This window comes from Kordia aestuariivivens (assembly GCF_014397005.1).
Classification (GTDB): domain Bacteria; phylum Bacteroidota; class Bacteroidia; order Flavobacteriales; family Flavobacteriaceae; genus Kordia; species Kordia aestuariivivens.
This window is the reverse complement of sequence record NZ_JACGWS010000009.1, coordinates 135,613-158,550: the sequence shown is the minus strand read 5'-3', so window position 1 is coordinate 158,550 and position 22,938 is coordinate 135,613. Positions and strand designations below refer to the sequence as shown.

At 32.5% G+C, this 22,938-nt stretch carries 26 protein-coding genes; 5 read left to right on the top strand and 21 right to left on the bottom strand.

Going from position 1 to position 22,938, the window contains the following annotated elements; genetic code table 11:
- Positions 1-135: 135 nt before the first annotated feature.
- The 9 genes from H2O64_RS15305 to H2O64_RS15265 all read right to left on the bottom strand — a co-directional run bounded on the left by H2O64_RS15305 (position 136) and on the right by H2O64_RS15265 (position 7,664).
- Positions 136-1,260, bottom strand: coding sequence for a type II secretion system F family protein (locus H2O64_RS15305; protein ID WP_187563083.1), 1,125 nt, complete (start codon positions 1,258-1,260; stop codon positions 136-138).
- Positions 1,244-1,726: a hypothetical protein gene (locus tag H2O64_RS15300; RefSeq protein WP_187563082.1), complete on the bottom strand. Its 483-nt coding sequence runs from the start codon at positions 1,724-1,726 to the stop codon at positions 1,244-1,246. The genes H2O64_RS15305 and H2O64_RS15300 overlap by 17 nt, the downstream gene beginning before the upstream one ends.
- The gene (locus tag H2O64_RS15295; RefSeq protein WP_187563081.1) at positions 1,713-2,078 is read right to left on the bottom strand and encodes a hypothetical protein; all 366 of its coding nucleotides are present in this window, start codon (positions 2,076-2,078) and stop codon (positions 1,713-1,715) included. Before H2O64_RS15295 ends, H2O64_RS15300 begins: the two co-directional genes overlap by 14 nt.
- Entirely contained in the window at positions 2,056-3,285 is a 1,230-nt protein-coding gene (locus H2O64_RS15290; protein WP_187563080.1) for a hypothetical protein, read from the bottom strand. The genes H2O64_RS15295 and H2O64_RS15290 overlap by 23 nt, the downstream gene beginning before the upstream one ends.
- Positions 3,269-3,868: a toxin-antitoxin system YwqK family antitoxin gene (locus H2O64_RS15285; RefSeq protein WP_187563079.1), complete on the bottom strand. Its 600-nt coding sequence runs from the start codon at positions 3,866-3,868 to the stop codon at positions 3,269-3,271. The genes H2O64_RS15290 and H2O64_RS15285 overlap by 17 nt, the downstream gene beginning before the upstream one ends.
- Before the next feature lie 261 nt (positions 3,869-4,129).
- Positions 4,130-4,894, bottom strand: coding sequence for a hypothetical protein (locus H2O64_RS15280; RefSeq protein WP_187563078.1), 765 nt, complete (start codon positions 4,892-4,894; stop codon positions 4,130-4,132).
- Positions 4,895-5,391: 497 nt separating this feature from the next.
- On the bottom strand, positions 5,392-5,634 hold the full coding sequence (locus tag H2O64_RS15275; RefSeq protein WP_187563077.1) for a transposase: 243 nt from the start codon (positions 5,632-5,634) through the stop codon (positions 5,392-5,394).
- A 515-nt stretch (positions 5,635-6,149) separates the two neighbouring features.
- Positions 6,150-6,575 (bottom strand): sugar 3,4-ketoisomerase, encoded by a 426-nt coding sequence (locus tag H2O64_RS15270; protein WP_187563076.1) that lies wholly within the window; start codon positions 6,573-6,575, stop codon positions 6,150-6,152.
- A gap of 3 nt (positions 6,576-6,578) precedes the next feature.
- Positions 6,579-7,664: a glycosyltransferase family 4 protein gene (locus H2O64_RS15265; RefSeq protein WP_187563075.1), complete on the bottom strand. Its 1,086-nt coding sequence runs from the start codon at positions 7,662-7,664 to the stop codon at positions 6,579-6,581.
- Between the two features lie 38 nt (positions 7,665-7,702).
- On the opposite strand from H2O64_RS15265, the gene H2O64_RS15260 reads away from it, so the two are divergent.
- Positions 7,703-8,836, top strand: coding sequence for a glycosyltransferase (locus H2O64_RS15260; RefSeq protein ID WP_187563074.1), 1,134 nt, complete (start codon positions 7,703-7,705; stop codon positions 8,834-8,836).
- A gap of 81 nt (positions 8,837-8,917) precedes the next feature.
- On the opposite strand, the gene H2O64_RS15255 is transcribed toward H2O64_RS15260, so the two are convergent.
- The 7 genes from H2O64_RS15255 to H2O64_RS15225 all read right to left on the bottom strand — a co-directional run bounded on the left by H2O64_RS15255 (position 8,918) and on the right by H2O64_RS15225 (position 14,181).
- Positions 8,918-9,370 carry a tRNA (cytidine(34)-2'-O)-methyltransferase gene (locus H2O64_RS15255; protein WP_187563073.1) on the bottom strand — a complete coding sequence of 151 codons (453 nt, stop codon included), beginning with the start codon at positions 9,368-9,370 and terminating at the stop codon, positions 8,918-8,920.
- The gene (locus H2O64_RS15250; protein WP_187563072.1) at positions 9,370-9,612 is read right to left on the bottom strand and encodes a hypothetical protein; all 243 of its coding nucleotides are present in this window, start codon (positions 9,610-9,612) and stop codon (positions 9,370-9,372) included. The genes H2O64_RS15255 and H2O64_RS15250 overlap by 1 nt, the downstream gene beginning before the upstream one ends.
- Before the next feature lie 119 nt (positions 9,613-9,731).
- Positions 9,732-10,280, bottom strand: coding sequence for a CIA30 family protein (locus H2O64_RS15245; RefSeq protein WP_187563071.1), 549 nt, complete (start codon positions 10,278-10,280; stop codon positions 9,732-9,734).
- Between the two features lie 61 nt (positions 10,281-10,341).
- Positions 10,342-10,905, bottom strand: a complete 564-nt coding sequence (locus H2O64_RS15240) for an acyltransferase (protein ID WP_187563070.1) — start codon at positions 10,903-10,905, stop codon at positions 10,342-10,344.
- A gap of 32 nt (positions 10,906-10,937) precedes the next feature.
- A complete protein-coding gene (locus H2O64_RS15235; protein ID WP_187563069.1) occupies positions 10,938-12,242 on the bottom strand; it encodes an O-antigen translocase in 1,305 nt (434 codons plus the stop codon).
- Entirely contained in the window at positions 12,239-13,342 is a 1,104-nt protein-coding gene (locus H2O64_RS15230; protein ID WP_187563068.1) for a DegT/DnrJ/EryC1/StrS family aminotransferase, read from the bottom strand. The genes H2O64_RS15235 and H2O64_RS15230 overlap by 4 nt, the downstream gene beginning before the upstream one ends.
- A complete protein-coding gene (locus tag H2O64_RS15225; protein WP_215907177.1) occupies positions 13,339-14,181 on the bottom strand; it encodes a FemAB family protein in 843 nt (280 codons plus the stop codon). The genes H2O64_RS15230 and H2O64_RS15225 overlap by 4 nt, the downstream gene beginning before the upstream one ends.
- Before the next feature lie 298 nt (positions 14,182-14,479).
- Between H2O64_RS15225 and H2O64_RS15220 the strand changes: the two genes are divergently transcribed.
- From H2O64_RS15220 to H2O64_RS15205, 4 genes are all read left to right on the top strand, one after another.
- The gene (locus H2O64_RS15220; protein WP_187563067.1) at positions 14,480-14,710 is read left to right on the top strand and encodes a helix-turn-helix domain-containing protein; all 231 of its coding nucleotides are present in this window, start codon (positions 14,480-14,482) and stop codon (positions 14,708-14,710) included.
- A complete protein-coding gene (locus H2O64_RS15215; protein WP_187563066.1) occupies positions 14,707-15,900 on the top strand; it encodes a phospholipase D-like domain-containing protein in 1,194 nt (397 codons plus the stop codon). The genes H2O64_RS15220 and H2O64_RS15215 overlap by 4 nt, the downstream gene beginning before the upstream one ends.
- 70 nt (positions 15,901-15,970) lie before the next feature.
- Positions 15,971-16,288, top strand: a complete 318-nt coding sequence (locus tag H2O64_RS15210; RefSeq protein WP_187563065.1) for a helix-turn-helix domain-containing protein — start codon at positions 15,971-15,973, stop codon at positions 16,286-16,288.
- Entirely contained in the window at positions 16,288-17,895 is a 1,608-nt protein-coding gene (locus H2O64_RS15205; protein WP_187563064.1) for an Eco57I restriction-modification methylase domain-containing protein, read from the top strand. Before H2O64_RS15210 ends, H2O64_RS15205 begins: the two co-directional genes overlap by 1 nt.
- A gap of 6 nt (positions 17,896-17,901) precedes the next feature.
- Here the strand turns inward: H2O64_RS15205 and H2O64_RS15200 are convergent, their stop codons facing one another.
- The 5 genes from H2O64_RS15200 to H2O64_RS15180 form a co-directional block, all read right to left on the bottom strand.
- The gene (locus H2O64_RS15200; RefSeq protein WP_215907176.1) at positions 17,902-19,380 is read right to left on the bottom strand and encodes a sulfatase-like hydrolase/transferase; all 1,479 of its coding nucleotides are present in this window, start codon (positions 19,378-19,380) and stop codon (positions 17,902-17,904) included.
- Positions 19,370-20,758: a class I SAM-dependent methyltransferase gene (locus H2O64_RS15195; RefSeq protein WP_187563063.1), complete on the bottom strand. Its 1,389-nt coding sequence runs from the start codon at positions 20,756-20,758 to the stop codon at positions 19,370-19,372. The genes H2O64_RS15200 and H2O64_RS15195 overlap by 11 nt, the downstream gene beginning before the upstream one ends.
- On the bottom strand, positions 20,748-20,960 hold the full coding sequence (locus tag H2O64_RS15190) for a hypothetical protein (RefSeq protein WP_187563062.1): 213 nt from the start codon (positions 20,958-20,960) through the stop codon (positions 20,748-20,750). Before H2O64_RS15190 ends, H2O64_RS15195 begins: the two co-directional genes overlap by 11 nt.
- Before the next feature lie 110 nt (positions 20,961-21,070).
- Positions 21,071-22,531, bottom strand: coding sequence for a hypothetical protein (locus H2O64_RS15185; protein WP_187563061.1), 1,461 nt, complete (start codon positions 22,529-22,531; stop codon positions 21,071-21,073).
- Positions 22,532-22,608: 77 nt separating this feature from the next.
- Positions 22,609-22,848: a uroporphyrinogen decarboxylase gene (locus H2O64_RS15180; RefSeq protein ID WP_187563060.1), complete on the bottom strand. Its 240-nt coding sequence runs from the start codon at positions 22,846-22,848 to the stop codon at positions 22,609-22,611.
- Positions 22,849-22,938: the final 90 nt, after the last annotated feature.

Here is a 22,938-nt window from a genome sequence, read left to right as displayed (position 1 = left end):
TATTTTTATTATTCTGAAACTAAAGTATATAAAAAATGTAGTTTTATAGGGAATGAATTAACAAGCGTCGTAAATAGTTAATAAGCGTTAAGTTTTTTCAAAAAAAACACCTAATTTGAAGAAAAGTAGTACATTTTAACCAATCACTTTACTCAAGTCAAACATCGGCGTGTACATAGAAATTAAGATAAATCCAACCAATCCTCCGATGATAATGATGATTAATGGTTCTAAGATTGTTCCAATCATTTTAGTGGTGTGTTCTATTTCATCATTGTATTGATCGTTGAGTTTACTAAACATGGTGTCGAGTTCGTTGGTTTTTTCGCCAATACCAACTAATGAAACCAGTTTTTTGGGGAAAATGGTATGTTTTTCTAAACTATTTGAAAGCGTATTTCCTTTTAATATGTCAAGCTTCAATTGTTGAATCGCTTTTTGCATTGGATAAAACGTGATCATTTCTTTTGTTAAATCTAAAGATATAATCAAAGGTGTTTTTGCAGATAATAATAAACTTAGCGATTGGCAAAACTGTGTTACATATATCTTTTTTAGAAAAGTGCCAATAAATGGGATTTTCAATACAATTCTTCCTAAAATATCACGATAACGATTGTTGTTTTTGTTTAGTTTGTGAAACGTAGTCCCAGTAATTACAACAAGTACTATTATGAACATAATTGTATTGAAGTTTTCGGATAGTCGAATCACAAATTTGGTAATTGCGGGCAATTCACCTCCAAATTGCTTGAATACAGAAGTAAACATTGGCACGATGTAATTCAACATAAAATACAATACAATAAACGTAATTCCCAATACAAATGCAGGATACGTCATTACAGAAACAATTTGGCGTTTCATTTTTATTTTACGTGCAAAAAAGCGTTGCAATTGTGTGAGTACTTCTGCTAGTTTTCGAGTTTCTTCGCCAATTTTGATACTGTAATATTCATAGGGCGAAAATGCGTTGTGTTTTTGTAATGCATCAAAAAGCGTACTTCCAGAAACTACATCTTCATTTATAGTTATTAGAATATTTTTAATCTTTTCAGATTTTTGCTGCGCAGCTAATAGCTGTAACGATTGATTAAAATCTACACCAGATTTTATCAATACGGCAAATTCTCTATAAAATGCTTCCTTGTCTTTATTGGAGAATTTTGTAAAGAAATCAAAGTTAAAACCTTTCGATTTCACTACCTTTTTTGAGGTAACTGTCGCCGTAACTTTATGTTTTTTAATATCTAATTTCATCTATAAAAGCTTCATTTATAACATTCGCTGGATTCTCCTTTTTTTGATATGTCAAATTGATGGTTTCATCATAGATACGTACTTGTAAATTTATAATATGGTACGCATCCTGTTTTTTATACCCAAATGAAAGTACATTAGTCAGTATGACTTCCGAATGCTCGTCAAAATTTCTTATGATGCTATTTTTTTGAACTGTATATATTTTCGTTTTTTCTTTATAATTCTCAAGAATGAGTTGGTCACTTTTGTAACTAATGGCATTTGCTTTATATAAGTCTTGCTTAAATGTTGCATCAAACAAAACATACGCATTGCTTTGTAATTGTTGTTGTTGAAACATGACAAATTGCTTATTGAATGTGGTAAATACCGTATAAATCACACCAATCAATACGCTTGAAATAATCAATCCAAAAATGGTTTCTGTAAGCGTAAATGCTTTGTATTTTTTACTCAACATCATTTTCTTTTACATTAATTAAACAATGAACTATTTTTCGTTTCTGATTTACTGTTAGTGCTAGCTGTACATGTTTTAAATTTGGTAAACTTTCATAATTTGTTACCTTTTGTTCAATCGTGAAATTTGGATATGTATACATATCGTCCGTCACTTGTTGTTGTTCTTTTAACTTATGGATGATCGTCTGAATTTCTTGCGAACCTTCAAAAAATGCGGTTGAATGTCCTGTTTTAAATACATTTACAAAAACAATGGTTGCCATGATCACACAAATAGCGATGATTGCTGTCGCAATCACAGATTCCATCAATGATGAAGCTTGCAATTTTTTATAGTTCTTTAACGACTTCATACGCAGTTTTCTTTTCTGTTTTCGAATCAAATAACGAAATGCCTACAAATGTTTCAGGAAGTTTGGAACGATCAATTTCAACATTCATCAATAGGTTTTTATATTCGGCATTTTCTACGTGCGTCATCAATCGATCTGTATACACACTTCCGTAGATTTTCCCATGCAATTCTAGTGTTCCTGCACAATAAACAACACCAACAATCAATGCTTCTTCTTCAATTTTAATCAAGGATTTTTCAGTAGTTTTTCTATTCGAATTTTGCAAAACAATTCCGCCCATGATGACACTGTTTTTTTCAATTGTAATCGTAGCAGCGTCTTTTGGTTTTTCAATAAGAATACTTGAGGGATATTTCAATTGCACACCTTCTTCAATATAAACCGTGTTTTTAGCAATGATTTGAAGATTCCCTGTAAACCCGCTTTCAATCTTTATTTCATCGGCTTTTATAATGACATCTTCTAATTCCATATTTTTGGTAATGACCAACGTGCCTAATTTTTCAATAATAATGTTTCCTTTCAGTTTTTTACCAATCAAAAAACGATTATCAGGAATCTTTAGAAGCGCTGTTTTTTTATCAAAAGAATGTATGTATAGTATTTTGTTTGAAATGTTATCTATGCTAAATTCATCATCATAGCTGTTTGAAAATTTTAAATTTCTGTCCTTAAGGTTTGGCAATTTATCTTCCGAAGGCGTTGTGATTCCGTTGATATAAATTGCTGTAGTTTCACCCTGCATATTTTTCTCGTTGAACCTTGCCTTTGGGATACTCATAGCTCCAATAACTTTTACGCTTCCAGCAACACTTTGAATTTTGTCATAATCAGTAATATATAGCGCGGTTTTATCGGAAGTAATTTCTCCCACCAATACTGATTTACGAATCGTATCTTGATTGTGATAGGTTTTTGTGTTAATTATTTTATAAAACCCCCAATCTAGAGTTTTAGTTCTAGTTTCAATATCATCATTGAAAACTGAAATTGACTGTACTTCTTCTTGATTAAAAATATCTTTTGAAAGTTGCCATTCTAGCGCTGAGTCATTCGTGAGTTGCAACTGTGTTTTTTCAAGTGCTCTATGCTGAAATAAAGAAGTATAACTCGCTAGTAAAAGCATCCCAAAACATACAAGAGCAATTAGTAAACAGGCAAAAACTGCGTGTAATAGCGAAGATGCTTTAAGTTGTTTCAACATCTTTATTGACTTTTTTAGAATCTTTATTTTCGGAAGATTTCTTCTTTTTCCTTTTAAAGATTCGTTTTAAAAACGGTTCACGTTTTAGGGTATCTTTTACTTTTTTAGGAATAATTTTTCCAGATGAATAGTGGAGCGTATCTTTTTTGATATAATCAATCCAAGTCCCCTGTTTTTGCCCGTTTTTATACCTTCCTTCTTCAATTTTGTTTCCATCAGTAGTATAAAGGGCAAATTTTCCATGAGGAATTCCTTTTTTCCATTCTTTTACTTGCTGAAGCGTTCCGTTTTCAAACCAATTTTGCCAAGTTCCATGTTTCAAACCATCATTGAAATTTCCTTTTTCGGCAAGTTGTTTTGTTTTGTAAAATTTTTGATAATTATCCACTAATATATCGCCGCCTATTGCCGAAGTAGATTGGTGAATTTCTCCAGATCGATACCAATAATAAATTCTGTCAGACTTTGGTTTTTTAATCTTCTCCTGAGAAATATAGAATTCGTAATCAAAGTTTTGATCATTAATAATTCGTTTCTGAGGTAATAAGATAAGGATGAAAAATGCAGTGAGTATAAATTTCATTATATGCGTTTATGGGGATTTCTAATTTAATTATCACCGCATATTACGATAGAAACCTCAAAAATGCCAATGATATTTAGTAAGCGTCGAAAATATTGTATAAGCGTCGTGTTTTTATACTTTTTGCATAAAAAAAGAGAATTTTAATTTAAAAAAAACTCCCAAACCTTTTTACGGCTTGGGAGTTCTATACTTCTGTATTTTTAATTCATAATTTGATATTATAGAACCACGGAGTCACAGACTACTTTAAGTTTGTATTTAATCAAAAAACACATCTATTTTGAATTGACCTTCTGTGATTTCTACAATATCTGAACTGTCTAGATCATTATATAATTTGAATGAAAAATTGCCTTCTATGAATTGCTTCCTTTGTGCAAAATTACTAGTATTAGTAGAAGAGGTTATTTCAAAAGAATTACCCGATTGATCTGTATTTAATGAACCATATCGCGTCATATTGTTTGTAGCATCTGGGGCATAAAACATAGCTACAGCTCCTGTAGTACCAGATATACTGTTGTTACTTGTCGCTAAGTCATACATTCTTACTGGAAAAGAGTCGTTGAATGATCCTGCGGCATTGTTGTTAAAATTTGGATCACATAAATAAAAACGAACAAAATCAAAATAAATTTCTGGTCGTGCTTCGTTATCTAAACTTGGGTATATACCAGCGGCATAATTTAAGCCTCCATTGTTAGGGTTAAAAGCGCATGGTGTTGTTATTGAGTTTCCAAACCCTGGCTCTGAATAATCTAAAACAGTTGCATCTGCTCTTTGTCCGAATAGAAAAGGCTCACCGTTTATTTTTCCTGAAATGTAATAGAGATAATCATCACTATTGAATTCGGGAGTATTGGTGTCATTTTCATCATCACTACTACAACTTGTAAATGATATGAAACAACATAATAGGGCTGTTTTTAAAATGTTTTTGTAATTCATTAAGATACGTTTTATTGATATTAAAGTGTTTAAAGGAATGTTTGCAACCACAATTTTTCCTGTTTTAAAAGTCAAAAATAGTTTTTTTTTGAATAAAATAAGGATCAAATGTATAAGCGTTGAAAATATTGTATAAGCGTCGTATTCTTATCGTATGTGTCTAAAAAAAGGGAAGTTTAGGGTTTAAATTTTAAAATCCTCATACTTTTTTACAACTTTGGAGTTTTTATATTCTTACTCTGTACGGCACGAGTTACAAAACTTACGCTAGGTGGACTAACAACAAAAAGTGAGACAATTTTTCTAAGGACTATGCTACCTTTTTAAATTGATAAAATTCTTGTAGAACCATAACGTTCTTTACTGTTTTCAAACACTTGCTCAATTAATTTAGTAAACAAACGATATTCTAAAACACGTTTGAATGGCTTACCACTAAACCACCTATACTAACTATTCCTGTTTACTTTTAGCACTTTACACATCTTCTCAATAGGATATAAGTGTCGATAACTCGCTATAAATTTATATATTTCCCGTCGCTCTTGGAGAAAATGTGAACGGCTTTTTTTTTAAGATCTCAAGTTCCATTTCTTTGCCCTTAAGAGCTTTGTTAAGCGTTTTATTTCTAGTTGTTCTTGGGCAACAGGAGTTTCTTGCTTTGGAGTAGAAGCTTTTTTTGCTACTTTTCGCCATTTGTAGATCCGTTGTACCGATATTCCTAATTCATCTGCGAATTCTTTAATGTTAGACCGATTATAACTTAATTGAACCGTCTGGGATTTGAATTCCTTACTGTAAATACGTTTTTTCATTGTTCTAGGATATTTGTTTAGTAGCAAACATCCTTAAATATACTGTTCCGATATATGTAACTATTCCATAATAAAGAAGTAGTCTTCATGCGTACAAATAGTTTTTTTATAATGTATTCAACAAGCAATTAAAAGTTCAGAATTGTTTTCAAAATATTCACCAATAGATATAATATCTTTGATTGAAAACTTAGATTTCGGAATGTTGTGGCTTCAAAAATTCTGAACGAAAAATTCCTGCTATACTGCGGAAAAGAAGAAAATCGCTATTGAATTTTATATCGAACTCAGGTTACTTAGATTGTTAGACTTCTTGAATGATTAGAGTCGCTTTGCTCCTTTTTGTTGATTTGTTTTTTTTGCTGATTCGACTGTTCGAAAAAACACTTTACATTTAAAATTCCCTAGCGTCATTTCGAATGGTTTTTCGTAATGAAAATGAAGAAAAATTGTATCGAGAAATACTTCAATAGTTACCTTAAACTTCTAGATACTCAATACTAAAATCTAAAATACTATTTAAACAACTTAATGTCTTCCTTTGTAATCACATAATCTTGATAATCGCGAATGTAATCGTCTTCATCAAAAACATCAGAAGCTAATACTAAACAAACAGCTCCAGAAGAAAAGTTTTCCAATTCGCGCCAAATTCCATGCGGAATCAAGCAACCTTGATTGGGTTTGTTGAGTAAAATTCGTTTTTGACTAGTTCCGTCTTTAAAAATCACTTCAAAACTACCGCTTAATGCAATTAGCACTTCATGCTGCTCTACATGTGCATGTCCGCCTCTTTTTGCACCACTGGGAATGTCATATAAATAGTAGACACGCTTGCTTTTAAAAGGAATGGTGTCTCCTTCTATAACAGAAATATTTCCTCTAAAGTCTTCGATTTTGGGGATCGTAAGTAGTTGTATATCAGCAACAGTTGTAGACATATTTTAGACGTTTATAAGTTGAATCCATTGCTGGATTACGATTTTTTCAGTGAATTTATTTATTGAAGATACTGTATTTTGTTTACATTCCGTATACAATTCAAAATTTTCGATTAACAGTATCATTGCATCTTTCAAATCCGCAAAGTTTTGATTTTCAACAAGCAAACCGTTAATTTTATGTTGAATAATTTCGTTCGGGCCCGATTTACAATCAAATGAAATTACGGGCGTTTTTTGCTGCAATGCTTCTAATATAACCATTGGAAATCCTTCTACCCTACTTGAAACTACTAAAAATTTTGCATTTCGAATATATTCATCCACATTTTCTACAAATCCCAAAAGTCGCACATAATCGTTTAATTGTAATGTTGAAATCAGTTTTTCGAGTGATTCTTTATCTTCTCCATCACCACATATAAACAATTTTATATTTTTCTCGGTCAAGCCAGATGCGTGATAGGTTTCAATCAAACGATCAAACTGCTTGATATCATTTCGCAAACGTCCGACAGCAATGATATACTCTTCTGAAATTTCTTGTGTATTTTCAGGTTGATTCTCGTTTGGTGTAATATAATTTGGAATGTGAATTAAATTCTCAAAATCATATATTTCGCCTAGTTTTGCTTCTATTCCTTCCGAAACCGCAACAACAGCATGCGTAGTATTATATATTTTTTTGAATAGTTTCCCTTTCGGGATGTGCCAATGAATTTCATAACTATGAATTATCATCATCATCTTTTCAGCTTCAAATATGAATCGATGCAATAAATATTCCATCACAAATCTACTTCGCGATCGAAAATCAATATACATATCAGCATTACACTTTTTATATGCTTTTTTAAAGGCAAAAAACTTCTGAACTTGCTTGATGATTTTTAGAGAAGATTCCTTTTTACCCAAATTATACAACGTTCCTTCGTAATCGTATGTAATTTGATCTTTTAAGGAGATAATAGACACTTCAAATCCGTGATTGTGCAAAGATTTTGAAAAGTTTGCCGCTTGCTTTTCCGCGCCGCCGCCACTCAAACAATCGACAATTATACAGATTTTCTTTTTAGAATTTTGCAGCATAAAGTTTTCCTACTATCTTTCACGCAAATATACTGTTTATGCGAATATTATTGATAGGAGAATACAGTAGATTTCATAATTCGCTGAAAGAAGGTCTACAAAAATTACAGCACGATGTTACATTGGTCGGTCGCGCTGATAGCTTTAAAAACTTCCCGATTGATATTTCGCTTGAAGCCACTTTTTTTCAAAAAAAGATTCCAAACCTTTTTCGCCAGCTACTATTTCGAATGAGCACTATTGATATTGCTTCGTTAGAAATTGCCTATCGTTTTTATAAACATCGAAAATCATTTCGCGATTATGACGCCGTACAATTGATCAATGAATTTCCAATTGCAACGACTCCTTTTATAGAACGAAAATTATTAAAATACATCTTCAAGCATAATAAAAATGTGTATTTATCTTCTTGTGGAGACGACTTTTATTATCTGAATTATATTCTAAACGCCGAGCTTCCGTATCACATTTTAACACCGTATGTAAAAAATAAAAACGCACGAAAAAGTTATAAATATTCATTACAGTATTTATCAAAATCGCACGAAAAACTACATCATTTTGTGGTTGAAAATGTAAAAGGAATTATTCCTGCAAATTTTGATTATGATATGGCGTATCGAAAGCATCCAAAGGCTTTGCCCTTAGTTCCGTTTCCTATTAATGTAGAGTTATTGAAGTTTAAACCATTAGTTTACAAAGGAAAAGTGAACATATTTCACGGTGTGAATAAAGTCAATTATTTAAAGAAAGGTAACGATTTGATTGATGAAGCTTTGAAGATTATTGCAGAAAAATATCCAAATCAAGTTGAAGTCAAAACTGCATATAGTTTGCCTTATAATGAATACATTAAAACATACGAGGAAGCCCATATTATCATGGATCAGCTGTATGGTTACGATCAAGGATACAATGCTTTGGAAGCAATGGCGAAAGGAAAAGTAGTGTTTTCAGGAGCCGAAACTGCGTTTCAAGAGTTTTATAAATTGGACAAAACGGTGGTTATTAATGCAACTCCAAATGTGGATGATTTAGTTGAAAAATTAAGTAATTTGATTGAAAATCCAGACGAGTTACTCCAAATTGGAAAGAATGCACGCGCTTTTATTGAAGATTTTCACGAGTACGAAAGTGTTGCAAAACAGTATGTGGAACGTTGGCTTTGATTTATTTGTTTATTTGTTTTTCGTTTGTAAGCGAAAATTACTTTTACATTTAAGATTTAGCGTTTGTAATTTAAAATTTCACTACTTCAACTTCCGAATTCCTTCAAAGACAACAATTGCAACCGCATTTGCCAAGTTAAGACTTCTAATGTGCTCACTGAACATTGGAATTGTATATAAATCGTCAGGATGTTGGTCTGTGATTTCTTTGGGCAAACCGACAGATTCTTTCCCAAACACTAAAAATAAATCATCTTCAAACGGAATTTCGTCATAGGTTTTACTTCCATGACTTGAGAGATAGACCATTTTTTTTGTTGCATTTTTCGCGTAGAATTCTTCTAAATTTTCATAGATATGAACTGACAAATGTTGCCAATAATCCAATCCTGCACGTTTGAGTCGCGCATCTGTGATTTCAAAACCAAACGGTTTTACCAAATGTAAGTTGGAACCTGAAGCCAAACTTAATCGACCTATATTACCTGTGTTTGTTGGTATTTCAGGTTGTATAAGTACAATGTTGTATGCCATTATCTATGTTTTGTATAATCATTTTCTTCTCTTCCTATAAAAGTGATTGCTATTGCGATGAAACTCATTCCACTAATGAGTCCAAAACCAATTGCTCCACCATTCATTCCTGAATGACTTGTTGTTGTTGTTACATTGTATTTGATCTCACTTTGACTTATAACTTCCATTTTACCAAAATAGAAAGAAATAATTACACTAATTATACCTATTAAAACTATAAACCCTCGAAATGTTTCCATATCACTTGTTTTCATATCTTTTGATTGTATTTTACTGATTTAATATCGGCCAAAAATTAAAAACGGTAAAAGGGAAGAATTCAAATTTAATTTAATTTTTTTTCTTACAAAGCTAAACTTTACTCAAATTTTATATAATCGATTTCTATCTTAAAATCACCAGCTCTTTTTTCGTTTGAAGTAAAACCAACACGTAAAATCTTTTTTAATTCTTCTTGCGTTAGTCTTCCGGGTCTTTTACTTCCTATATTATATCGATCAAATTCTGAGAAAGCAATCTCTGCTTCCACCCATTTCCAATCGGTCGGTTTCAAAGATACTTTGTAATACGGAACATACCAACGTTTGTCCATCTCAAAAGTAAAACCCATAATGTAGTTTTTTGAGCGATAGCGAATAATTACTTTTGTGTATGAAGAAAGATCTGTTTTTTTAAACCTGCTTTTATAAGATGAAAATCCACCATTATTTTCAAGGGAAACTGTTCCATCAAATACAACACCATCATCTGAGAATCGATAATCGCCTTTGGAAAGTCCGCCCATTACGCCATCATCCGTAATTCGCCAAAGATCACCATCTTTATATTTTCCAAAGTCAACATCAGCTTGTTGTGCAAATAGAAACTGTGTCAAGAACAGTAAACTTATTATGTATATCTTTTTCATTCTTTTTTAGCTAAAGATACAAAGATTTTGAAACGATTGAAAGTTCATGCACACTTGATTTTTATGATATTTCGCTCACAATTTTGGCTGGAACGCCTGCAATAACAACATTGTCAGGAAAACTTTTGGTGACAATTGCACCACTTCCGACAACGACATTTTTTCCAAGTTTTACACCTTTTAAGATGGTAACATTGTTGCCAATAAATACATTTTCACCAATGTGAACTTCTTCCGGGTTTGGATCCGTTTCGTGACGTATGTCTGTTGCTAAGTTATGAAATGAGCTATCACTGATATGACAATTATAACCAATCACAGTATTTTTTGAAATCGTGATTTTCTTTTCTGCCGTAATTACACACGAATTGTTAATCGCGACATTCGCTTCAAAGAAAATTTCCGACTTTTCGCCGCGCGCTTCCACGTAACTGTAACCGCTATATAAATATGGAGCTCTGTAAATTCCGAAACTCACATTGTTGCCAAAATGCAACTTCCCATCACCTTCTATCAGCAACGGTTGTATGCGTTTTGGTTTTCCAATGGTATGTGCGTTTGTACTTAGAAACTTATATTTCCAAATTTTTAAGCGCAATATGTTATGTTTCAAAAATTTCTTCATTGTTTAAAAATACACATTTTCTACAAGCTGCCTTATACTTCTGCGTTTTCTAGGTCAATTTTACCAAATAATGATTTCCAAAAGATCAAGATCAGCAAAATAAGCGCGACAAAACTACGAATACAATGTGCCATTACAACACCTTCAATACCAACTTCATTCGTTAAATAAATGCTTAAATAATAGAATAATACTAACGAAATTATTTCTACAAATAAATAGTGACCCAGCATTTTTTTAGCATACAATTGATACGCAATTACTAATGAAATCACTTTAAAGAAATCGCCCAAAAGTTGCCATAAAAATAGACTTTCGGTGGCTAAAAATTCTTCATTATATACAAATTCAATCACATAAATTCGCAAGAAATAAATCAAAATTAAGCCAATTCCGAATATAGGTAAAATGGTTTTATAGAAATTAAATACAATTGTCCGAAATCCTTTAATTGTCTTATTTTCAGAAAGTTTCGGCAATATATACAACGATAATAACGATGTTACAAATATTAAATATTGACTTGAAATTCGCTGCATGGCTTCCCAATAACCAGCTTCATTTTCGCCAATGGTTTCTATGATATGATTTCGAACAAATACATAAATGATAGGAAAAATAAATGCCGAAACCGCCGCCATAATTGTGTACGACAGGTATTTTTTAAAATATATTTTTGAGAATGCTTTCGACTTTAATTTTGGCAACGAAACACGTTCTTTGTAGAGTAATATCAAACTAAAAATTAATAGAATTGACGGCACAATACTTAACGCAACCAACGCGCCATCTAATTGATATTTCCAGACTAAATAAACCGTTACAACTAGGTTTACAAGATATCCGATAATAGTAACCGTGATGTATTTTTTGTATTTTTCAAATCCATTGATAATACCCAAACAAAACATATTTAGCGCGTACAGAGGCAATACAAACGCTAGTATTTTGAAGATGTAGCCGAACTCTTTTCCTTCAAAAATTAAGTTATTCCAATACGTTGCGCCAAAGTATAATGCGAAACTCACAAGAATTGTGGCAACTAAAATGACCACTAACGCGGTAGATAATACTTTTTGAAGTTCAGTTTGATCTTTTTTATGTTCGGCAGTATATTTTACAACACCTGAGTAGATTCCGAATGTTGCCAATGCGTAAATTGTTTTTAGAAAATCTCTCAAATTTCCTACGGAAGCCATTCCTTTTGGACCGACAAATTCTGCCAATGCTTTGGAAGTCAACACGCCAACAACTACGTTGATCAGTATTGCAATACTATTGAAAGACGTTATTTTCAATAGCAAGTTGTTTGCAATATGCGCTTTTAGTTTCTTCAAGAGAATGTATTTAGTACGGCAATAATTGTATCAATATCAGCTGTTTCCATAACTGGACTGATAGGCAAACTCAAACATTCATCATGAATTTTCTCCGTGATCGGAAAATGTAAGTGATTCCACTCTTTGTAGGCTTCTTGTTTGTGCGGTGGAATTTCATAATGAATCAAGGTTCCGATGTTATTTTCGGTTAAATATACTTGTAATTTAGCTCTGTTTTCCGTTCTAATTACAAATTGATGAAATACATGCGATTCGTCGTTTTTATAGCTTGGCAAGATTACTAACGGATTGTTGATTTCACTCAAATAACGCTTTGCAATATTTCTTCTAATTTCATTATCTGCATCTAACTTTGGCAATTTTACACGTAAAAAAGCTGCCTGAATTTCATCCAACCGATTGTTGACACCTTTGTATTGATTTACATATTTTGAAGAACTTCCGTAATTGCGCAATTTCGTGATGATTTCTGCTAAATTTGAATCATTTGTCGTCACTGCGCCAGCTTCGCCCAACGCACCTAAGTTTTTCGTTGGATAGAAACTAAAACCTGCTGCATCACTTAGATTTCCCGCTTTTTTTCCGTCTTTATTTTTTGCACCGTGCGCTTGTGCAGCATCTTCCATGACTAATAAATCATGTTGTTTTGCTATGGAATGAATTTCCATCATTTCAACCAATTGACCGTATAAATGTACGACCAAAATAGCTTTCGTTTTTGGTGTAATGGCAGCTTCAATTTTAGTTGAATCTATATTGAATGTTCTCAAATCGGGTTCAACCAACACAGGAATTAATCCCGCTTTGGTAATTCCTAAAATACTGGCAATGTATGTGTTTGCAGGCACGATAACTTCGTCGCCTTCTTTGAGTTTTCCTTGAATTTTATACGCTTCTAAAATTAAGATTAACGCATCTAAACCGTTACTTATTCCAACACAAAAATCCGTTCCGCAATAGTCAGCATACGATTTTTCAAACGCTTTTACATTGTTTCCCAACACGTAATACCCTGAATCTAAAAAGTTTTTGAATGCTTCCTGAAATTCAGTTTCAAACCGTGCATTGAGTATATGTAAGTCTAAAAACTTGATCATGTGAGCGAAATTTTAAAGATATCTTGCGTAAAGCAAACACAACCCAATTCTTCTTTTTGTTTGAGTAATCCGGAATTGTAGCCTTGTTCGTTGTCTGCATCAACGGTTCCCATACTGAAATATTGCATGTTTTCTTTTTCGAATTTTTCAATCAGATAGATAAATAAATATTCCAACGCACGCAACGAAGCACCTTTTGTCGTATTGGCTCCGTATTGTGATTTAACAACGTTGTTGTGTTTAAAAATGGTAATTCCTGCTAGGATTTCACCTTCTAACTTTATGTTATATTGAATGATGTTTGATGGAAAAAGCGTTGCCAATTTGGTAATTTCGGCTAACGAATGTACAGGTTTCGCACTGTATTTTGAATCTAGTTTTGGCGCTAAAACATCGTTCCAAAATTCAGGAAAACTTCCGTTTTCTTCAATTTCAAAACCTAGCACATGATTTTTATCAAAATGCTTTCGTTTTGTTTTATGAAGTTGAACTTCTTGACTGTAATCAATGGCTAAAACGAGATTTCGTGATTGCAATTTTCCTTGCAAGCTTAAAAAATATAACAATTCGTTCGTTTTTTGCGTATGATAGATTTCAGGAATCGTTTTTACAATCAGTTCTTGAAAGTTTTCCGCTTTCGCGTAATCCATCACAGAAAGCAGTAATTGATTCACTTCGTCTGCGCCTATATTTTTTGGCAATACCAAACCGCCAAATGTGAGTCCTTGATGCGAATACAAGCAGTTTTCCTGCTGATTTGCAGGAAACAAAGCAACTAACTTGTCTTTTTTAAAAAGCAGCAAAGAATGGTCTTCATATCGGTCTTTATGATATTCCATAAAGTTTCGATAGAACAGAAATGAACTATTTTTTGCTGTGGAAACAAAGTTGTCCCAAAGCGTTTGATGTTCACTTGTATATTTGGTTAGTGTGTAAATGTTAGGTTTGTTTTAGAAAAAGTGAATTTACTAATTTTAATGTGAGTTGATATAGATGTGTTGAAAAATATTTTTGTGAGCACTTAGGCTGAACTCTAAAAACCAAAAGAATTAAAATTTTTCAACGCTAAAATGCTAACTTTAGTATGTAGCAAGAACAAAAGTATAAACTTACTTTGTGCTAACTATAGTATACTCAATGAATACAAAATTATCACTGGATTTCGGTAAAATTATTAGAGAACTTCGAAAAGGAAAAGATATTTCTCAAGAAGAACTAGGCTTTCGATCGAATCTGCACCGAACTTATATTGGAATGATTGAAAGAGGAGAAAAAAATATTACTCTTGAAAGTATTGAAAAATTGTCAAAAGGACTTGATGTATCTATGAAATTAATTTTTGAAAAATTAAATAAAATACATCAATGAAAATTTCGTTTTTAGGACAAGGAATAGAACCTACATCAAAAAATGCTGTTGGGAATTTATTAGTTCAATTTTTAAAAGAAAAAAAGTTCAATTCATTTACTGGCTTTTCTGCTTTTGCAAGTGAGGCTGGAATATATGGTTTATCAGGTCACATAAATTCTGCTAAAAAGAACTTTAAAAATTTAACCATTATTGTTGGAATTGACCAAGGCGGAACTTCAAAAGAAGCTCTTGAAGAAATTCTAAGTTTGAATATTAAAAGTTATATTTTCTACCAAGAAGAAAATCCAATATTCCATCCAAAATTTTATTTATTTGAAGGACCAAATGACGTTAAAATAATACTAGGTTCATCAAACTTAACTAGAACTGGATTATTCACAAATATAGAAAGTTCACTTCTTGTAGAGTTTAATCAAACTGATAAAGATGGATTGGCTTTATTGTCAGAATTAAAGACATATTATAAGTCACTTTTAAATCTTTCTGACCCAAATATTTTTAAAATAGATAACAAAGTAATTAATGATTTTTTTCTTGATGGAATTGTCCCTGACGAGGCAACAAGAAAAAGAAATTACTCAAAAGGCACTTCTTCTTCAACTGGAAAAAAGTCGAAAAAATCAAAAGTACCTAAAAGAAGTGTTTCAAAAGTACCTTCAAGTATATTTCCAAGTAAAAGTAAAAAATCCAAACCTACAACTGTCGTTCCAGTTGCACCAATTTCACCAACTGTTCCAGTAACAACTACTATAACAAGTAAGCATTTAGTTTGGAAAAAATTAAAGCTAAGCAATAGTGATGCTCAAGATGTACCTGCAGGTACTGCAATAACAGGAAATTTAAAATTAGCACAAGCACGTTTTAAATTAGGAACCAAAGTAATTGATCAAAAGACTTATTTTAGAAATCAAGTATTTAATAAACTAACTTGGGTAAAAACAAAACCTCATAGTGCTACATACGAAGAAACATTTGGTGTATTTGACATTTCAATTTCTGGAAAATCTATTGGGAAATTCACATTAAAATTAAGCCACGATTCTTCTAGAGTAGCAGGACAAGGTAATACGCCTACTTGGCTTCATTGGGGACGAACTGTTATTCCTGTTTTACAAAAAAGTAGTCTTTCAGGTAAGACATTAAACTTATATGAAGTAAATAAAGACTTCTTAATTGATATTGTATAAAAAATCTAAAAAAAACGTAGCTAGTTCGAATGACATTTGTATATTTGGACTGAAGTTGTCCAAAAAAATTATGCAATTAGAAAAATCATTCGGAGAAACAATTAAAGATTTACGTATTGAAAATCATCTAACATTACGAGAAGTTGCAAAGCATTTAAAAATTGATACTTCAATGCTTGGAAAGATTGAAAAGAATAATCGAAATCCATCAAAACAATTCATAAAGGATATTTCAATTTTATTTAACATTGATGAAGACTTACTAACTGTAGCTCATTTAAGTGACACAGTTGCATATTCAATTTTAGAAGAAGAATTAGCAACTAAAGTTTTAAAAGTTGCAGAAGAGAAAATCAATTATTACAATAAAAATAAAGCCAACAAATAATGCAATTAATTAAAGAAGCATCAGATGAAAAATTAAGAGGTGGTTTTTATACACCTGAACCAATTGCTGCATTTATTTTAAAATGGGCTTTTAATGGAAATAAAGAATTAGACATTTTAGAACCAAGTTGTGGAGATGGTGTTTTTTTAAAAGAAATTCAAAAAGAAAACTACGAATACAATTCAGTTACTGCAATTGAATTTGATGAAGTTGAAGCAGAAAAGTCAGAAACTATTGGTTTAAATAAATCGTCTGTAATTAATGAAGATTTTCATAAATATTGTATTAATACAGAGAGAAAATTTGATTTAATTGTTGGAAATCCACCATACATTCGATATCAATATTTTGATAGAGAACAACAACAATATGCAGCTGATATTTTTAATAAAGCAAGTTTAAAATATTCAAAATTAACGAACGCTTGGGTTTCTTTTGTGGTTGGTTCTTCTTTACTTTTAAAAAAAGAAGGTAAAATTGGATTCGTTTTACCAGCTGAAATTCTTCAAGTTTCATACGCCCAACCTTTGAGAGAGTTTTTAGCTCATTTTTATAACAAAATAAATATTGTTTCTTTTGAGAAACTTGTATTTCCAAATATTCAACAAGAAGTAGTTTTGTTGCTTTGCGAGAAAAACATCTCTAATTCTCATTTAATTGAACATCTAGAGTTAAGAGATGCGGAAGAGCTTAAAAAATTAGATGTTTCAAAATTAAAAAGTCCAAAAAAGAAGATTGATTTCAAATCAAACAAATGGACTTTTTACTTTCTTGAGCAAGAAGAGATTGATTTTCTAGAAAGACTTCAGTCTGACAAAAAATTCAATCAATTAGGAAAGTTTGCAAAAGTAGAAGTTGGAATCACTACTGGCTCAAATCCTTTTTTCACAGTTCCTCTTTCAACAGTCAAATTCTATAATCTAGAGAAATATGCAAAACCATTAGTTGGTAGAAGTGTACAAGTTCCAAGTGCAATCTTCACAACTAAAGATTGGAATAGAAATCGAGATAAAGAAGCTAGAACTCATTTTCTGTCTTTTCCAAAAATGGCAGATTTAAATGGCTCTATTGGAGCAAGAGACTACATAGCTTGGGGAGAAGAAGAAAAAATTAATGAAGGCTATAAATGTAGGATAAGAGATGAATGGCAAATTGTACCATCACAAAGAATTTCTGAAGCTCTTTTCATTCGTAGAAACAATAAATATCCGAAATTAATTATCAATGAAGCTAAAGCCTTTACAACAGACACAATGCATCGTGTTACAGCAAAACCAAACGTTGAACTAAAAGCTCTGACAGCTAGTTATTATAATTCTTTATCATTAGCCTTTACAGAAATCTGCGGAAGAAGTCACGGAGGAGGAGTTTTAGAATTAATGCCAAATGAAGTAGAAAGAGTTCTATTACCTTATAATGAAAACAACGCTGATTTACTTTCTGTTATTGATAAAATGATAAGAGAAAAAAAAGATATTTCGGAAATTTTAAAAATAACAAATCAAAAAATACTGAAAAAAAATTATGGTCTTTCTGATTCTGACATAAAATTAGCTAACAATATCTGGAAAAAACTTTCAAATAGAAGGCTAAACAGAGGGAAATAAAATCTACTAATCAACCTTCCGAAAAACCACATTTCCATCTGAATCAATATACTCATACACGCCGCTTGGTGCGTTTTTATTGATGATGGAATGACTTGTGTCGGGTTGTAAGTTGTCCAATAACTTCGGGTTATCGCCAAGATATGTAAATATCGTTCGGAAGAGATTTACAGACGTTTTTAGTTGGTCGTCGTACGCTGGCGCAATATTGTCTGGCCATTTGATCGCTAAGGCTGATGAAAATGCTGAGTAAATGAGTTTTTTATCGGTTTGCTTTTCAAAGAGTTCTTTCGTGTAATTCAGTCCAACATAGCCACCATGATCAGCTGCAATGACAATGAGACTGTTTGGATCATTTTTCACAATTACTTGCGTGATGAATCGAAGCCATTGGTTTGCTTCTTTTAGTTGTTCTAAATAATTTTCGCGTTCGACTTCAAGCGTTTGCGCTTGATTTTTGAAGGTTGTAATGTGTCCTGGCGCAATTTTTTCAATGAAGTAAAAGTTTCGCTTTCCGCGATTGTTTCGGATGGTTTCTTCTAGCGGATCAATGAGTTTTTTACGCATTCCAAACGCGCCAAATCCAAACCAAGGAACTTCGTCCATAGAAAAGTTACACGAATCGTATTGTATCGTTGGTCGATTTAATAATAAGTACGGATTTTCAATGAATAGAAACGTTTGATAATCGTTGTTTTTCAAGGTTTCTATCACCGGATTGTTTCCTGCAATGACTTCACGTGCGCCAAATAATTGTTTGCCTTTGTAGTGATGTTTCATCGCAAACAGAGAACTGTTAGACAATATCGTTGACGTATAGTTACTTCTGAAATTTTTATAGAGTTTGAATTTTTTCTTCTTTAAATAGTATTCAAACTCCTCATTGTCAAAACTATATGGATCTTTCGCCAATTCTGCAAAGTTTACGTATCCATCTGGCTGAATGACATATATGTTTGGAAATTTATTGAATTTCGTTTTAACAATTGCATCGGGTTGTGTTTGCCATTCGTCCGAATCAAAAGTTGCTCTGTATAAGGTTGGCAATAAACATACAAATGCTACAAACGCCATGATGAATTGAATGACAACGATTTTTTTGTATTGTTTTCTGAGTAAAATCGCGAGAAGCGTAAAACCTATGAGATACGCTAAAATGATTTTTCGTTCGTGAAAACCATAGATTCTTCCGATAAAGTAGAAACCAAAAAACACTGCATTTAAGATTGGCAATAGATAGTGTTGAAGTTTACTTAGAAATTTTAATCGCTTTATGATTTGCCAAGAAATTACAAAAACCACGATCGGCAATAGAAGGTACGCACACAAGAAGATGACGAATTGAAACCCCGAATTGACCAACATAAAGTTGGAATGATAGACATAGATAAACGAATATAAACCTGCGGCAATTGCGAATACAACTGGATATTCTTTGCTGTTTGCAACAAATGCTTCTATGTATTTTCGGAATTTACTTAACATCTTTTTTCTTGAATAAATACAGTACGCGTTCAGAATCCGTGATTTCTTTTTTGTCTATGAGTTCGAAGTATTCCGAATACGTTCTTTCAAAATCTTCCAGATTGTAATGTCCGAATTGATCTTTGAATTCTGCTTTTGCATTGAGCAAACGCGTTGCATACGAATCGTTTCGTTTTGGAAATTCGATGATGAGGTGCTCCGAAATCGCAGCAAAAAAAGCAGCCGAATTTTCAAAAGGCACATTTCCTGTCAAGGATAAATGATGAATTAACGCAAGTGCCAAGGTAACATCTGGCTTAAATTCTTGCACACGCTGCACAAACGAGAAACGTTCGGTGTTTTGAAAACCAATCGCTGCTGACGGATTGAGCAAATCAATCACAAATGGCAACATGTTCGTTTCTTTGTCTTTTTTGACAGCATAATGATTTTGATCTACTGCATTGTTGTCAATATCGCCCACCAACGCCAATTCTATGTCGCTCGTAATTTGACGCACAAATGTTCCATCGTTTCCACCAACATCAATGACTTTTTTCGCGTGAAGCGATTGAATCCACTCGTTTATGATGTTTGATTTTAACGAAAAAGCGTTGTCAGAATAGTTGGTTTTTTGGTAATAGTTTCCCCATTCCGATTGCTCGTTGAGTTGTAATTTTTTTATGTAATTGTATAAATTATCAATGATATTGAATAATCCTTTTTTCGACAACGACGCCTGTTTGCTTGCTTTTACGTCTTCTTCTTGATGCTTGTTTTCATATTTTGCCAATAAGTGAATGTTGGTGTATAAAAACGGATTGAGTTTTGTCGTTTTCGGCAATAAGGAAGCAATCATTTTGAGCGGAACGCCATCAATGAAATTTGACATCGTTTTTAGAAATTCAGCTCCGTGATATTTTGCCAAAACCAGCGGTCCTAGAAAGTGCGTAACGAATTGTTTGTACGCGCGCCAAGGTGTGTTTTCCTGATAAAAATCTAGCGAAAGCGTATCTATAAAAATAGCGTTTCCGTTGTGGAAAGCAATGTTATACGCGGTTGCATCTTTGAGTGAAAAATCATTTTGCAAGGCATATTTCTGCAATTTTAACGTCAATAAAGCCGCTTCTTTGTATTGCTGAAAACTCCATTCGTACGGATACGTAATAAACGGAATTTGCTCTGGTTGAATACAAATTTGAGTTGCTGAACGTTCTGTTTCTTCATGCGGAATCAACAGTTTATGTTGAAATGCTTTTTCGAAGAAACCTGAACTTTTTAGGGCTTCGTATTGCGGAAAGTAACTAGGAAATATGATTCTTTTGATCAAATTATTTTCAATATATACATGTCCGCTAGGATCACGATATGAAGAAGCATGTCGGGAATTAGTTGTCATCTTTCGATGGGTTTTCTATCTTAGAATCGTCTATATTAATATCGTCAAACACTTCATTTTCAGACGCGTTCTTGTCCAATCCAAAGATGGATCTTATTTTAAATTTAATGCTTTTGTAAAACAATGCAATTCCAGCTACAGCTGCAACTATTGCTTGAATCAACATCGCTCCTAATCCAGCGTCAAAATAAAGAAAGTGCATAATTTTAGATTTTGGTAAAGATAGAAAAATTTACTTTTTACACATTGTAATGTACTAGATATTAATTTCGCTGATTGTTATGTTTGTTTTGAGGAACTGTTTTTTTGAAATTATTTTTCAATCTTCTTAAAGACTACAGTTCCTTCATCGTCAATGTATTCGTAAACGCCGCTTGGTGCATTTTTTTCAATGAGTGAAAAGCTTTGATCTTTTTCTAAGTGTTTTAAGTAGTTTTCGTTTTCACTTAAATAAGCAAATAAGGTTCGGAATAAATTCACATTCGTTTTCAGTGTTGAATCATAGACAGGCGCAGTATTGTTTGGCCATTTGATGGCTAAAGCAGAAGAAAAAACAGCATGTACTAAATCGCTATCTGTTAACTTTGTTTTGAGTTGATATGTATATTCTAGACCAATGTAACCACCATGATCAGCCACAATAACAATCAGGCTGTTTGGGTCATTTTCCACGATTACATCCGTTATTTCTCGAAGCCAATTGTTTACTTCTTTGAGCCTAAGAATGTAACTATCTCTTTCACCTTCTACGCCCGCCGAATGTTTTTTTTGTGTAGCAATATGACTTGGCGCTATTTTTTCTATGAAGAAAAAGTTTCGGGTTGCTAGATTGTTTTGAATTGCCTTTTTTAATGGAGCGATTAATTCTTTTTTATTTTTGAAAGCGCCTAAACCAAATAACGGAACTTCGCTGTACTCAATATTGCATTCATCATACAAAATTGTTGGTCGGTTTAATAATAAGTATGGATATTCTAACAGTAAAAAAGTTTTGTAATCATTGTTTTTCAGCGTAGAAATCACAGGATTGTTTCCAGCAATCACTTCGCGTGCATTAAATAATTGTTCGCCTTTGTAGTGATGTTTCATGGCAAACATAGAACTGTTTGATAATATCGTAGACGCGTAGTTGCTTCTGTAATTTGAATATAGTTTGAAGTTTTTTTCATCTAAATAGGTTTCAAATTCGCTATTATCAAAATTGTACAGGTCTTTTTTTAGTTCAGAAAAGCTTACATAACCATCTGGCTGAATGACATATATGTTGGGTGTTTTTTTAAATTTTGCAGTTTCGATTGCGTCTGGTTGTTCCAACCATTCGTTAGATTGTGTTGCGTATTCATAGAGTATTGGCGGAATTTTCACGAAAGCAACGAGTGCCAATACCAATTGAAGAATGATTATTTTTTTGTAATGTTTGGTGAGCATAATCGCGATGCAAATTGCAGCGAAAATCCCCAAAACCACCATTCTCCGCGCATTGAATCCGTAGGTTTTACCTATGATGAAAAAAGCAAAAAACGCAGCATTTAGTATTGGAATGACGTACACTTGAAACTTTTTTAACTTTGAAATTTTCTTTACGATTCCTGTTACCAGTATGAATATTAGGATTGGCAATAGGATGTAAAGCGATAGTAGTATTCCAAATTGAGTCCAAGAGTTTATGAGTAAAAAGTTTATTCCATACGTATGTATAATTGCATACAAACCAGAAGCTACGGCTGATATGATGAGATAGCTCCATTTATTTTTAAGGAATTTTTGTAGCATTTTGTGAGCGAATAGCAACGTTTCTTTATTTTTTTAAAGATCTGTATTGTTAGATAAATCGCAGCAATGTAACAAATTTACTTTTTACGCGCAGTCAAATGATAGATATTGATCCCTAAGATTGCAAAATTGGTAATGATAATTGGCAAACCTACACGCAATGTTGGCATTAAAAAACCGTACGCAACAAATAGTAAGCAACCAATTGCGTTGATCATTCGCAAGTTCTTTAAGTCTTTCATCGTGAATGAAACTAATACTGCGAGCGATGCTAAGTATCCGATCCATTCTGTTCCTGTGATTCCTAGTAATTCCATGTTTATGAGTTTATGAGTTTATGAGTTTATGAGTTTATGAGTTTATGAGAAAAATAAATCTTTTATTAATAGCAAGTCACTTCGAGTATT